This is a genomic window from uncultured Sulfitobacter sp. (assembly GCF_947500075.1).
Taxonomy (GTDB): Bacteria; Pseudomonadota; Alphaproteobacteria; order Rhodobacterales; family Rhodobacteraceae; genus Sulfitobacter.
Genome location: NZ_CANMQS010000005.1, coordinates 317,147 through 330,843 on the forward strand (window position 1 = coordinate 317,147; position 13,697 = coordinate 330,843).

At 62.2% G+C, this 13,697-nt stretch carries 11 protein-coding genes; all 11 read left to right on the forward strand.

Annotated elements, in window-relative coordinates; translation table 11 throughout:
• Positions 1 to 4 precede the first annotated feature (4 nt).
• The 11 genes from Q1A91_RS17350 to Q1A91_RS17400 all read left to right on the forward strand — a co-directional run bounded on the left by Q1A91_RS17350 (position 5) and on the right by Q1A91_RS17400 (position 13,694).
• Complete coding sequence (locus tag Q1A91_RS17350; RefSeq protein ID WP_299880333.1) at positions 5 to 997, forward strand: Lrp/AsnC family transcriptional regulator; 993 nt, start codon at positions 5 to 7, stop codon at positions 995 to 997.
• Positions 988 to 1,437 (forward strand): Lrp/AsnC family transcriptional regulator, encoded by a 450-nt coding sequence (locus Q1A91_RS17355; protein ID WP_299880336.1) that lies wholly within the window; start codon positions 988 to 990, stop codon positions 1,435 to 1,437. Before Q1A91_RS17350 ends, Q1A91_RS17355 begins: the two co-directional genes overlap by 10 nt.
• Positions 1,434 to 1,925: an Lrp/AsnC family transcriptional regulator gene (locus Q1A91_RS17360; protein ID WP_299880338.1), complete on the forward strand. Its 492-nt coding sequence runs from the start codon at positions 1,434 to 1,436 to the stop codon at positions 1,923 to 1,925. Before Q1A91_RS17355 ends, Q1A91_RS17360 begins: the two co-directional genes overlap by 4 nt.
• Positions 1,925 to 3,136 carry a heme d1 biosynthesis radical SAM protein NirJ gene (gene nirJ / locus Q1A91_RS17365; RefSeq protein ID WP_299880341.1) on the forward strand — a complete coding sequence of 404 codons (1,212 nt, stop codon included), beginning with the start codon at positions 1,925 to 1,927 and terminating at the stop codon, positions 3,134 to 3,136. The genes Q1A91_RS17360 and nirJ overlap by 1 nt, the downstream gene beginning before the upstream one ends.
• Positions 3,111 to 4,658 (forward strand): nitrite reductase, encoded by a 1,548-nt coding sequence (locus Q1A91_RS17370; protein ID WP_299880344.1) that lies wholly within the window; start codon positions 3,111 to 3,113, stop codon positions 4,656 to 4,658. Before nirJ ends, Q1A91_RS17370 begins: the two co-directional genes overlap by 26 nt.
• Entirely contained in the window at positions 4,642 to 5,364 is a 723-nt protein-coding gene (locus Q1A91_RS17375) for a sirohydrochlorin chelatase (RefSeq protein ID WP_299880347.1), read from the forward strand. The genes Q1A91_RS17370 and Q1A91_RS17375 overlap by 17 nt, the downstream gene beginning before the upstream one ends.
• On the forward strand, positions 5,361 to 5,597 hold the full coding sequence (locus Q1A91_RS17380) for a hypothetical protein (protein ID WP_299880351.1): 237 nt from the start codon (positions 5,361 to 5,363) through the stop codon (positions 5,595 to 5,597). Before Q1A91_RS17375 ends, Q1A91_RS17380 begins: the two co-directional genes overlap by 4 nt.
• Before the next feature lie 65 nt (positions 5,598 to 5,662).
• Positions 5,663 to 6,877: a 5-aminolevulinate synthase gene (hemA, locus tag Q1A91_RS17385; protein WP_299880354.1), complete on the forward strand. Its 1,215-nt coding sequence runs from the start codon at positions 5,663 to 5,665 to the stop codon at positions 6,875 to 6,877.
• A 130-nt stretch (positions 6,878 to 7,007) separates the two neighbouring features.
• A complete protein-coding gene (locus Q1A91_RS17390; protein ID WP_299880357.1) occupies positions 7,008 to 12,344 on the forward strand; it encodes a GAF domain-containing protein in 5,337 nt (1,778 codons plus the stop codon).
• A complete protein-coding gene (locus tag Q1A91_RS17395) occupies positions 12,341 to 12,676 on the forward strand; it encodes an Hpt domain-containing protein (protein ID WP_299880361.1) in 336 nt (111 codons plus the stop codon). Before Q1A91_RS17390 ends, Q1A91_RS17395 begins: the two co-directional genes overlap by 4 nt.
• Positions 12,669 to 13,694 (forward strand): adenylate/guanylate cyclase domain-containing protein, encoded by a 1,026-nt coding sequence (locus Q1A91_RS17400; RefSeq protein ID WP_299880364.1) that lies wholly within the window; start codon positions 12,669 to 12,671, stop codon positions 13,692 to 13,694. The genes Q1A91_RS17395 and Q1A91_RS17400 overlap by 8 nt, the downstream gene beginning before the upstream one ends.
• Positions 13,695 to 13,697 lie beyond the last annotated feature (3 nt).

The following is a 13,697-nucleotide window of genomic DNA, read 5'->3' on the forward strand; positions in this document are numbered from 1 at the left end:
CGACATGACGCTGGATGCGCTGGATTGGCGGCTGATGAACGACTGGCAGCGGGCGCTGCCGCTGGTGTCGCGCCCCTTTCAGGTGATCGCGGATCAGTTGGACACTTCAGAAGCCTGCATCATTGAGCGGCTGAAAGGCCTGTTGAACAGTGGCGCGATCAGCCGTGTCGGCGCGACTTGCAGGCCCAACACGTTGGCAGCCAGCACCTTGGCTGCAGTGGCTGCGCCAGAAGACCAGATCGAGGCGGTGGCACAGATTATCAACGCGCAGGAAGGGGTCAACCACTCCTACCTGCGTGAAAATGACTGGAACATCTGGTTTGTCGCGACTGGGCCGGATCGCGCGTTTGTGGACGACATCCTGCGGCGGATCAGTGATCAGACCGGCTTGCGTGTGCTCGACCTGCGCCTGCGCCGTCCCTTCAACGTCGATCTGGGGTTTGCGCTGGATGGGTCCAACGCGCTGCCCGCACCGCGCAGGGTGGTGGAGGACATCGACGTCGGGGAGAAAGACCGCGCCGTCATGCAGGTCTTGTCCGAAGGCCTGCCGCCGACGATCTGCCCCTTCGCAGAGGTCGCCGATCAACTGGGCCTGTCCGAAGCCGAGGTGCTCGACCGGATCAAGGCACTGGCAGAGGCGGGCATCCTGTCGCGCATCGGCCTGATTGTGCGGCACCGCGCGCTGGGCTGGCGGGCCAATGCGATGTGTGTCTTCGTCGTGCCCCCCGAAGAGATCGAGGCCTGCGGTGCGGCGCTCACCAAGGTGCAGGGGGTGACGCTGTGTTATGAGCGCAGGCCCGAAGCGGACGTCTGGCCCTACACGCTCTATTGTATGATCCACGGCCGCAGCCGGTCGGAAACGCTCGATGTGCTCAGTCAGGCGCGGGTGGCGGCTGGGCTGGTGCCTTACGAATACCGCGTTCTGTTCAGCACCAAATGCTTCCGCCAGCGCGGTGCCCTCATCGACATAGCGAAGAAAGAGACCGGATGGACCTAGACGCCACAGACCGCGCGATCATCAACGCCCTGCAATCGGGCTTTCCGGTTGCACAGCGCCCCTTCGCCGTTGCCGCCGACCGTCTGGGTTTGAGCGAGGATGACCTGATCCGCCGCCTGTCCGCAATGAAACAGGGCGGGGTGATCACCCGTTTTGGCCCGTTTCTGGACGCAGCTGCCATGGGCGGGGCGTTCTGCCTCTGTGCGATGGAAATCCCGGCGGCGGACTTTGAAGCCATGACCCGGAAGGTGAACGCCTTTGACGAGGTCGCCCACAACTACGCCCGCGACCATCGCCTGAACATGTGGTTCGTTCTGGCCACTGAGACCCCTGAAGGTATCGCAGAAACCGCCGCCCGCATCGAAACCGCAACAGGCCTGCCTGTCTACCAGTTCCCCAAACTCAAGGAGTTCTTCGTGGGCTTCCGGGTGGCGGCATGAGCATCTCAACCGAAGACCGCGCGCTGATCAAAGCCTGTCAGGCCGGGCTGCCCTTCGTGGCTGAACCCTATGCCCAGATCGCCGACGCGCTGGGCATGGAAGAGGCCCAGGTGATGTCCCGCCTTGAGGCGTTGATGGGACAAGGCATCATCCGCCGCATCGGCATCGCGCCCAATCACTACAAACTGGGCATGGTCGCCAACGGCATGACCGTCTGGGACATCGACGACGATCAGGCCGAGGAACTGGGCGCGCTGGTCGGCGCGATGGAGGACGTCACCCATTGCTACCTGCGCCCCCGCGCGCGGCCGGTCTGGCCCTACAACCTTTTTGCCATGCTGCACGGATCGGATCGGGAGGAGGTCGAAGCCAAGCGCCAGCGCCTCAAGGGGTTTCTGGGTGACGCGGTGCGCAGTTGCGACGTGCTCTATTCCACTGAAATCCTGAAGAAAACCGGCCTACGGCTGGCCGCGAAGAGGGGGAACTGATGTTTCGACTGACGCAATACATGGAACAACTGGTGACACCCACACCGCCGCGCAAACGGCGCGGTGACGTGCGGCCCGTGGTGATCTGGAACCTGACCCGGCGCTGCAACCTGAAGTGTCGCCATTGCTATACCACCTCGTCGGACAACATCTTTCCCGGTGAGTTGTCGACCGAACAGGCGCTGGGGGTGATCGACGATCTGGCAGGCTTCAACATCCCCGCATTGATCCTGTCTGGGGGTGAACCCCTGTCCCGACCTGACCTGTTTGAACTGGCCCAATACGCCCGCAGCAAAGTGCGCTATCTGGCACTGTCCACGAATGGCACGCGGATCGACGATGCGGCGGTGCAAAAGATCGCGGACATCGGCTTCAACTACGTGGGCATCAGCATCGACGGGGTCGGGGCCACGAATGATTGGTTCCGGGGGCAGGAAGGGGCCTTTGACGAAGCGCTCGCAGGGGCCAAACTCTGCAAGGCCCATGGCATCAAGGTCGGCCTGCGTTTCACGCCGACTGAAGATAACGCCGAACAGCTCCCCGAAATCCTTGACCTGTGCGAAGCAGAAGGTATCGACAAATTCTATATGTCCCATCTGGTCTACGCCGGGCGCGGCAACAAGAACCGGGGCGAAGACGCAGGCCACGCGCGGGCCCGCACTTGTGTTGATCTGCTGATAGATTGCGCATGGCGCGCCTTGCAGGACGGGCGGCATTTCGAAGTGGTCACCGGCAACAACGACGCCGACGCAGTGCGGTTTCTGAATTGGGCGTCGGAGCGGTTTCCCGAAGAGAAAATCGCGCATCTGACCGAACACCTTGAGGCTTGGGGCGGCAATTCATCAGGCGTAGGGGTCGCCAACATCGACCCCACTGGCAAGGTGCACCCCGATACTTATTGGTCCGACTACACCATCGGCAATGTCAAACAGACGCCCTTTACCGACCTCTGGACCGGCCAGGACGAAATGCTGGCGCTTCTGCGTACCCGTCCGCGTCCGCTGAAAGGGCGCTGCGGGGCCTGCGCGCATCAGGCCGTCTGTGGCGGCAATACCCGCATCCGCGCCCTGCAACTCACGGGTGATCCCTGGGAGGAAGACCCCGCCTGCTACCTCAACGACGCAGAGATTGGCGTGGACGCAGACGCGCCCCGCGTTGCCTTGCGCAAATTCACCGGGAGGCGCCATGATCCGGCACATTCTTTCGGCTAGCCTGCTGGCGCTTCTGCCGGGGGCCGCAATGGCCGACCCTGCCGTCACCTACGCCACCCATTGCGCGGTTTGCCATGGCGACGACCGTCTGGGCAGCCTTGGTCCCGCGTTGATCCCCGAAAGCCTGCGCCGCTTGAAAGGCGACAAGCTGGCCGCCGTCATCGGGCAGGGGCGTGTCAGCACCCAGATGCCCGGTTTCGCGGGTCAAATCACGCCCGCCGAGATTGCCGAACTCGCCACGTTCCTCCACACGCCTTTGCCCGCAATCCCCGTCTGGGACACCGCGCGCATTGCCAGCACGCTGGAGGTAAATCCCGACTACACCGCCCCGGACGCGCCGCAACATGACGCCGATCCACTGAATATCTTCGTCGTGGTCGAAACCGGCGATCACCACATCAGCATCGTCGATGGCGACCGTTTCAAAGTGCTGGCGCGTCTGCCCACACCGCTGGCCGTGCATGGCGGGCCAAAGTTCACCCCCGACGGGCGCTTCGTCTTTGTGATGTCGCGCGACGGCTGGGTGCAGAAGATTGATCTCTGGGCGATGCAAGAGGTTGCCCGCCTGCGCGCCGGCGTGAACGCCCGCAACATCGCGATCTCCAAGGACGGCAAACATCTGGCCGTGGCCAACTACCTGCCTCATACGCTGACCATCCTGTCCACGGCAGACCTATCGGTGGAGAAAATCTTTGACTTGGCTGACAAGGACGGCGTCACATCGCGCGTCTCTGCCGTCTATCAGGCCCCGCAACGCGACAGTTTCATTCTGGCGCTCAAGGACATTCCCGAGATATGGGAGGTTGCCACCGATCCCAACGCCGATCCTGTCTATGAGGGTTTCGTGCACAGCCGTGAGAAGGGAATGGTTGAGGGCATCCCTTCTTCCCAAGGACTCTTTGCACGCAAACGCATCGAAGTGTCCGAGCCGCTGGATGATTTCTTCTTCACGCCGGACTACCGCTTCCTCATCGGGGCGGCGCGCGAGAGCGACCGGGGGGTGGTGGTGAACCTCAACGTAGGCCGTGAAACCCATGAGCTGCCGCTGTCTGGCCTGCCGCACCTCGGTTCGGGCATCTCGTGGATGTACGAGGGTCGCCGGGTGATGGCGACACCGCATCTGCGCGAAGCAAAGCTGTCAGTCATCGACATCGAGAATTGGGAGGTCATCTCCCAGATCGACACGATGGGGCCGGGGTTCTTCCTGCGCAGCCATGAGAACTCCCAATACCTCTGGGCCGATGTGTTCTTCGGCCCCAACCGCGACGTGATGCACGTCATCGACAAGGACACGCTGGAGATCGTCAAGACCCTGCGTCCTGCGCCGGGTCAAACCGCGGCCCACGTGGAATTCGACCGCGCGGGGCGTCACGCGCTGGTCAGCCTGTGGGAACAGGACGGCGCGGTCATCGTCTACGACGCGCAGACGCTGGAAGAAGTCAAACGCCTGCCCATGAGCAAACCATCAGGGAAATACAATGTTTTTAACAAGATCACCTTTTCCGATGGCACCAGCCATTGACCGCGACATCCTTGTCGTCACCCATGGCGCGCCCTCCGTGCCGATTGTGCAGGAGATCGCGGTGCGGGATCTGGCGTGTCGGCTCAATGCGCTGATGCCCGACGCCCAAGTGCGCGGGGCCAGCCTTGCGGCCAAGGGGGCCTTGGCGCGGGCGGTGGACGGGTTGAAAAACCCCATCCTGTGCCCGTGGTTCATGTCGGACGGTTGGTTTGTCGGCACCCATCTGCCCAAACGCCTGCGCGCGGCGGGGTTGGCGCGGTGGGAGGCCACGCCGCCCATGGGCCTGATGCCCGGCATGGGCCGGCTGCTGCGTGACCGCATTCAGGCGCGGCTGGCTGCGACAGGCTGGCGGGCTGAAGACACAACCGTGATCTTCGCCGCCCATGGCTCCCCCTCCAGCGACCGGCCCCGCCGCGCGACGCAGGGCGCAGCCGAAGCGCTGGCCCGGCACATGCCGTTCAAATCCATCCGGCCCTGTTATGTCGATGAACCCCCAGCGATCCGCGATGCGGCGCGGGTGGAGGGGCCGGCCATCGTGCTGCCATTCTTCGCCGCGCGCGCTGGCCACGTCACCCAAGACCTGCCTGCGGAGCTTGAAGCGGCAGGCTTCACCGGTCCGGTCCTCGATCCTGTGGGCCTCTGGCCCGAAGCGCCGGTTCTGGCGATGACCTGCATCAGCAACATGCTCGCCACCCAGGCCGCATGAGCGACGCGCGCCCCTGGCCGGTGTGGAAACTGGCGCTGCTGCTTTATCCCTTCGCGGCAGGGGCGGTGGCGATCAACCTCTTTCTGGCCGGTCTGGTGCTGCCCGTCATCGGGTTCGACCCGATCAGCCCGGTTGCGGCGCTCAAATGGTCCATCCCGCTGGGCATTCCGGCCACATGGGCCTGCGGCCGCTGGGTGCGCCGGCTGATGGATCAGGCCGAGGGGCGGACTTGACCAAGGTCAAGGCCGGGCGGGTCAGCGCCTTGTTTGATGGCTGAAATCCTGGGGGAGAGACCTGCATGAACTACGACGCATTTTTCGCCGATCAACTGGATCAATTGCGCGCGGAAGGGAATTACCGCGTCTTTGCCGAACTGGAGCGGGACGCAGGCGATGCCCCGAATGCGCGCCTTCACAGTGCCGCAGGCGCGCGCCCGGTCACGGTCTGGTGTTCCAATGACTATCTGGGGATGGGCAAGGCGGATTTCGTCCGTCAGGCGGTTGCAGACGCGGCTTTGCAGGACGGCGCCGGGGCAGGGGGCACCCGCAACATCTCCGGCACCGCGACCCAGCATGTGGCCCTCGAACGCGAACTCGCGGATCTGCATGGCAAGGAAGCGGCATTGCTCTTCACCTCCGGTTATGTGTCCAACTGGGCCAGCCTCAGCACGCTGGGGGCGCGGCTGCCCAATTGCACGATCCTGTCAGACGAGATGAACCACGCCAGCATGATCGAAGGTATCCGGCACGGGCGCGGCCGCAAGGTGATCTGGAAACACAATGACCCCGAAGACCTCAACCGCAAGCTGTCCGAACTGCCGCGCAACGGGGCCAAGGTGGTTGCCTTTGAATCGGTCTATTCGATGGACGGTGACATCGCGCCGATCCGCGAAATCCTCGATGTGGCAGAAGCGCACAATGCCATGACCTACCTTGATGAAGTCCACGCGGTGGGCCTTTATGGCCCGCAGGGCGGCGGGATCGCAGAACGGGAGGGGCTGGCGCATCGGGTGTCCCTGATCGAAGGCACGTTGGGCAAGGCCTTTGGGGTGATGGGGGGATATGTCTCCGGGTCCGCTGTGATGTGCGACTTCATCCGGTCCTTTGCCAGTGGCTTCATCTTTACCACCGCCTTGCCGCCGGCCCTAGCTGCCGGGGCGCTGACCTCCATCCGTCACCTGCGCCGCAGCGATCTGGAACGCCGCCGCCAGCAGGCCAATGTGGCCGCCCTGCGCGCGCGGCTGGATGCCCTGCGCATCCCCCATCACGCCAATCCCAGCCATATCGTGCCGGTCATGGTGGGCGATCCGTTCAAGGCCAAGTTCCTCAGCGACACGCTGCTGGAAAACCACGGCATCTGTGTCCAGCCGATCAACTATCCGACCGTTCCCAAAGGCACCGAACGGCTGCGCATCACGCCGTCGCCGCTGCACAGCGCCCAGGACATCGCACATCTTGTGGAGGCGCTGTCGGGTCTGTGGTCGCAATGCGCGCTCAGCCGCGCTGTCGCCTGATCCCTTGAGGGGCGGAGTGGGCTGGCCCCCTCCACATTTGCGGCCCTGAAACCCTATTCCCAATTGCCAATTGCGGGTCATCTGGTGTTCAGTTGCCGTATCGTCAGCTGGACAAGGCCCCTTTTGAGACTTGGATAAATCAGATCGCTCCTCTTCGCCGTCCGGACCTGATCCGATGCAGGACGTGAACCTCAGCCGGTCTGATGTTCAGGCGCAGCTTGCGGCGATGTCTGATATCATGCAGGCGATCAATGCCTCGCGCCATGATGAGGGGCCGGTCTTCACCGCAATCCTCGAACATGCAAAAGCGCTCTGCAATGCGCCGATGGCAGGGCTGATCCTGGCCACGGCGCAGGATGATCACCAGACGCTCGCCGCGCATATCGGCATCTATCCCAAAGCGGTGGAGATGTTTGAAACCGGGCAGATGAAAGTCGACCCGACACTGTCCTACGCGGCCAAGTGCATCGTGGACGCCACGTTGATTGCCTGGCCCGATATGGGGGAAAGTGATCTCTACCATGCGGGCAGCCCCGTTGTCCGCTCCATGGTGGATGACAGCGGCATCCACAGCGTTCTGTTCGTGCCTCTGGTCAAGGAAGGCGGTGCGATCGGCCTGATCACGCTCTTCCGGCAAGACGTTGATCCCTTCAATGACCGGGAGATCGCGCTTGTCCGCACCTTTGCCGCGCAGGCGGTGATTGCCATCGACAACACGCAGCAATTCGTCGAAACGCAGGATGCGCTCGCCCGCCAGACAGCGACCTCTCACATCCTGCGGGGCATCAGCAGCACCCCCGGTGAATTGCAGCCGGTCTTTGACCGCATCGTCACCTCGTCGCTGGAACTGTGCGGTGCGCGGTTCTGCATGATGTGGCGCTACGGCGATGGCATGGTGCATCACTGCGCCAATTCCGGGTTTGAGCCTGCGTTTATGGCCGACTACGTCAAGCAATGGCCCAAACCACCAGTGCCGGGGTCTTTGACCAGGGCGGTGCTTGACAGCGGTCAGATCGAACATGTCCGGGATGGGCAGGACCCATCGTATTCCGATCACGCCACCGCGCGGGAATTCGGGTTCAGAGAGCTTGTTGGCTTCCCCATCTCCGTTGGGGGTGCCACATGGGGGAGCATCATCCTGGCCTGGCCCGATGGGGAGGCGCCGACGGACGGTCATATCGAACTGGTCGAAACCTTTGCCGATCAGGCCAGCATCGCAATTGAGAACGCGCGGCTGTTTCGGGAAACGCAGGAAGCGCTGGAATACCAGACCGCGACGTCTGAGGTGCTCGATGTCATCTCCCGCTCTCCCAATCAGCTGGACCCGGTGCTGGACGCGATCTTGCAGGTCGCCTCGCGCATCTGCACGCCGGAGTATGCGTTTTTTGCGATGCTGGACCCGGTGGATGGCCTTTACAGGGTTGCGTCAGCGCTCAACACCACCTCGACGTTTCTGGATTATCTCAGGGAAAACCCGATCACGCCGGAGGAAGGCAGCTGCATCGGGCGCACCGCGCTGCATGGCAAAACGGTCTATATCGAGGACACCCGCAACGATCCGTCCTACACGTGGAAAGAGGCTGCGGAAATTGGCGAATACCTGACCACGCTGGGCGTGCCCTTGGTGCGCAATGGCGTGACGGTCGGGGTGATCGTCATGGCTCATAGTGAGGCTGCCGCGTTCAAGGACAAGCAGATCGCCTTGCTGGAGACCTTTGCCGCGCAAGCCGTGATTGCGATCAGCAACGCGCGGCTTTTTGATGAAGTGCAGCAGCGCACCGCAGAGGTAGAAGAGGCGTTGCAATACCAGATTGCCACGTCCGAGGTGTTGGACGTCATCTCCCGCTCTCCTAATCAACTGCAACCTGTCCTTGAGGCGGTCTTGCAGGTTTTGAAACGCCTTTGTGCCCCGCAATACAGCTATGTGGCGCTTCTGAACCCGGATGATGGGCTTTATCATGTCACTGCGGTCAATTCTGTCGCCGATGACTTCGAAGTTTACCTGAGAGACAACCCGATCCGCCCCGTCCATGGCAGCAGTACGGGGCGGGCCGCCCTACTGGGAAAGACGGTCTACATCGAAGACGCCGAAAACGACGACAGCTATGAATGGAAGGAAGCCGCGCGTCGCGGCGGGTACCTGACGACGTTGGCTGTGCCGATGATCAAGAACGATGTGGTGCTGGGCGTCATTGCGCTGGCCGACGAAAAGCGGTCTGCCTATTCGTCGAAACAGGTCATGCTTGTGGAGACCTTTGCCGCACAAGCGGTCATCGCGCTGAGCAATACGCGGCTGTTTGAGGAAGTACAGCAGCGCACGGCAGAGGTGGAAGAGGCGCTGGCGCGCCAGACAGCGAGTGCGGATATCCTGCGCGTCATCAGCGGTGCGCAGGATGATGCCCTGCCGGTGTTCTGCGCCATTGCCGAAGCGGGCATTCGACTGCTCGATTGTGGCAATGTGTCGGTCATGGTGCGGGACGGTGATTGTTTCACCCCTGTTGCCGGATCTACGCCTGATGGGCCGCTTGACGGTCTGCGCAGCGATCCGGTCCGGATTGACGCCACCCAGAACCTTCCCTCCAAGGCGATTTTGTCGAAATCCATGGTCCATATCACGGATGTGGCAGAGGGCGGCGCATTGCCAGGGGATGTGCAGGTGCTGGAGCGGTATGACATCAGAACCATCCTGTTCCTGCCGCTGATGCGGGACAACGAATGTGTCGGCGTGCTGTCCTTCTCGCGGGTGCACGAGCCTCGGGCGTTCTCCGCCGAAGAGATCGAACTGGCGAATTCCTTTTGCGATCAGGCCGTCATCGCGATTGAGAACGTGCGCCTGTTCAACGAAACGCAGACAGCACTTGCCCGCCAGACCGCAAGTGCGGACATCCTGCGCGTGATCAGCCAATCGCCCAACGACACTACGCCGGTGTTTGAGGCCATCATCACCGCCGCCACCCGGCTGGTGTCCTGCGATCTGGCCGTGGCGACCCGGTCCGACAGTGAAAACTGGTGGCAGATGGCGCTTGCCGATCCCGACGGCCTGATCAAGACGTTCAGCGACGCGCGGCACCCGATGGACCCGGACATGAACCTGCAATCACGCGTGCTCATGACGGGCAAGACAATGCACCTGCCCGATTGGAGCGCGGACGGCTTGCCGCCCTATACCTACAAGATGCGCGATGAGCGGGGGTATCACGCCTCTCTCGGCGTGCCGATGATGCGCGGCAAGGTCTGCGTGGGGGCTTTCACCTTCCTGCGCAAGGAGAAGAAGGGTTTCACCGAAGATGAGATCAAGCTGGCGGAATCCTTTGCCGATCAGGCGGTGATCGCCATTGAAAACGTGCGGCTCTTCAATGAGACGCAGACAGCGCTCGCCCGGCAAACGGCCAGTGCGGACATCCTGCGGGTGATCAGCCAGTCGCCAACAGATACCGCGCCGGTCTTTGAGACGATTGTTCAGGCCGCCACCAAGCTGGTGGATTGCGACGTCGCCTCTGCCACGCGCAGCGATGATGCGGTGTGGTGGCAGGTGGCGGTGGCCACGCAAAACGGTCTGGAGGCAGAGATCGTGGGCACCCGGCACCCGATTGATCCGGACAAGAATTTCATGAGCCGCATGTTGCAGAGCAAACAAACCATGCACGTGCCGGACTGGACAGCGCTGGACATGCCGCCGCACTCAAAAGCGCTGCATGACAAGCATGGCTATTGCGCCTCCCTCCTGGTGCCGATGATGCGCGGGAACGAATGCCTGGGGGCTTTCACCTTCCTGCGCAAGGAAAAGAAGGGTTTCACCGAAGATGAAATCAAGCTGGCGGAATCCTTTGCCGATCAGGCGGTGATCGCCATTGAAAACGTGCGCCTGTTTCAGGAAGCGCAGGACGCCCGCGAAGAGGCCGAAAAGGCCAATGAGGCCAAAAGCGCCTTCCTTGCCACCATGAGCCACGAGATCCGCACGCCGATGAACGCCGTCATCGGGATGAGCGGGCTGATGATGGACACAGAGCTGAACCCCGAGCAGCATGATTATGCCCGCACCATCCGCGACAGCGGCGATGCGCTTCTGGGGATCATCAATGAAATCCTCGACTTCTCCAAGATCGAAGCGGGGCAGATGGACATCGAACACCACCCCTTCGATCTGCGCGACTGTATCGAATCCGCTTTGGATCTGGTCGGCGGACGCGCCGCAGAGAAACATCTGGATGTGGCCTACCTGATCGACGACGCGGTGCCGCCGGGGATCAGTGCGGATCTGACCCGGATGCGGCAGATCCTGCTGAACCTTCTGTCCAATGCGGTCAAATTCACCGACGCGGGGGAGGTGGTGTTGTCCGTCACCTCAGAACCTGCCGAACGCGGTCACGTCACGCTCACCTTCACCGTGCGCGACACCGGTATCGGGTTGACCGACGACGGGATGAGCCGCCTCTTTCAATCCTTCAGCCAGGCTGACAGTTCCACCACCCGCAAATACGGCGGCACCGGGCTGGGGCTGGCGATTTCCAAACGGCTGGCCGAATTGATGGGGGGCACCATGTGGGCCACCAGTGACGGGGCAGGGACGGGGTCGACCTTCCATTTCACCATCCTCGCCCAGCCTGCCAAGCTGCCCAAAACCAAAGCCCGCAGCCTGATTGGGGAGCAATCCGAACTGATGGGCAAGCGCCTGCTGGTGGTGGATGACAACGACACCAATCTGAAAATCCTGTCCCTCCAGACCCAGAAATGGGGGACGGAGACAACGGCCTTCGACAATCCTCTCAAGGCGCTGGAGGCGTTGAAGAACGGCGATGCCTTCGATCTGGCGATCCTTGATATGCACATGCCCCAGATGGACGGCGTGACCCTGGCCAGGGCCATCGGGCAGATCAATCCGGCTTTGCCGATGATCCTGTTCAGTTCGCTGGGGATCCGCGATCTTGAGGCGGAGAAGGATCTGTTCAAAGCCTATCTCGCCAAACCCCTGCGCCAGTCGCAACTCTTTGACACGCTGGTCACGCTCTTTGCGCCTGCCGCACCGGTGAAGACCAGAAAACGCGCCGCGAAACCCAAGACCGATCCCGAAATGGCCAAACGCCACCCGCTGCGCATCCTGCTGGCAGAAGATAATCTGGTGAACCAGAAGCTCGCCATCCGTCTGCTGGAGCAAATGGGCTACCGCGCGGATCTGGCCAGCAACGGGGTGGAGGCCGTGGAAAGCGTCGCGCGCCAATCCTACGATGTGGTGCTGATGGACGTGCAGATGCCTGAGATGGACGGGCTTGAGGCTTCCCGCAGGATCAACGCCGACCAGTCTGACGACCTCCCCCGGATCATCGCCATGACCGCCAACGCCATGCAGGGGGACCGGGAGATGTGTCTTGCGGCCGGCATGGATGACTACATCGCCAAACCCATCCGCGTGGACCGCCTGATCGAGGCGCTTTTGAACGCACCGTCCCGCCGTAAGGAACAGCCATGACCGACAGCCTGATTGACCAAGCCGTGCTCGATGACCTCTGCGATGCCATGGGGGACGACTTCGCCGCCGAACTGGTCACCACCTTTCTGGGGGACGCGCCGAACATGTTTGCCGACCTCAGGACCGCCGCGGCTGATCAGGACGCCGACGGCTATCGCCGCGCGGCCCATTCGATCAAATCGAACGCGCAGGTCTTTGGTGCAAAGGCGCTCGCCGATCAGGCGCGGGACATGGAGTTGGGCAGCCTGTCTGACGCCGCCGTGCAGGTCCCGGCGCTGGAAGCAACGTTTGAGCAGACCGCCGCCGCGCTGAGGAGCCTTCTGGATGAGTGACCACAAAGGCCACCTGCTGGTTGTCGATGACAACAAGGTCAACCGCCTGCTGATGTCGCGCAGCGTGGAATTGCTGGGCTACCGCGCGTCCGTGGCGGAGAACGGCAAGGTCGCGATGGAGATGCTGCGCGCGGAAACCTTCGATGTCCTGCTGCTCGATATCGAAATGCCGGAGATGGACGGCTTCGAAGTGCTCGAAGCGCTCAAGAGCGATCCGAACCTGCGCGACGTCCCGGTGATCGTGACGTCCTCCGTCGAAGGTCTGGACAACATCGTGCGCTGCATTGAACTGGGGGCCGAGGATTACATCCCCAAACCGGTCAACAAGACGCTGCTGAACGCGCGGGTCAGTTCCAGCCTTGAGAAAAAGCGTCTGCTGGATGAACAAAAACGCCTGCTGAAACGCTTCGCCACCGATGAAGTGGCACAGGATTTACAGGATTCAGGCTTTGCCATCGGCGGCAGGCGGATTACGGCGACAGTCCTGTTCTGCGACATCCGCGATTTCACCAGCCTGTCTGAGGACATGCCGCCCGAAGCCACCATTGAACTGCTGAACACCTTCTATGCCCTGATGTTTGACGCGGTGAACAGCCATGGCGGCATGGTCAGCCTGATGGTGGGGGATGGCCTGATGGCGCTTTTTGGTGCCCCGCAACCGATTGAGAATTCCGCACAATCTGCGGTCTCCGCCGCACAGGACATGCGCAGCATGATGGCCGTCTTCAACGCGGAACGCACCGCCATGGGAGAGCCAGCCCTGAAGATCGGTTTCGGCATCGCCACGGGCGAGGTTGTGGCGGGCTATGCAGGCACCGACGCCCGCGCGACCTATACCTGCATCGGCAAGACCGTGAACCTCGCCGCGCGGCTGGAAGCGCATACAAAGGAAGCCGCCTGCGACATCCTGTTTGACGCTGAAACCCGCCGCAATCTGGAAGAGGGGCAGGCCTGCACCACCGTGCCCGATGTGCAGTTCAAAGGGTTTTCTGAGGCCTTGAACGTCTACGGCGTGTGACCG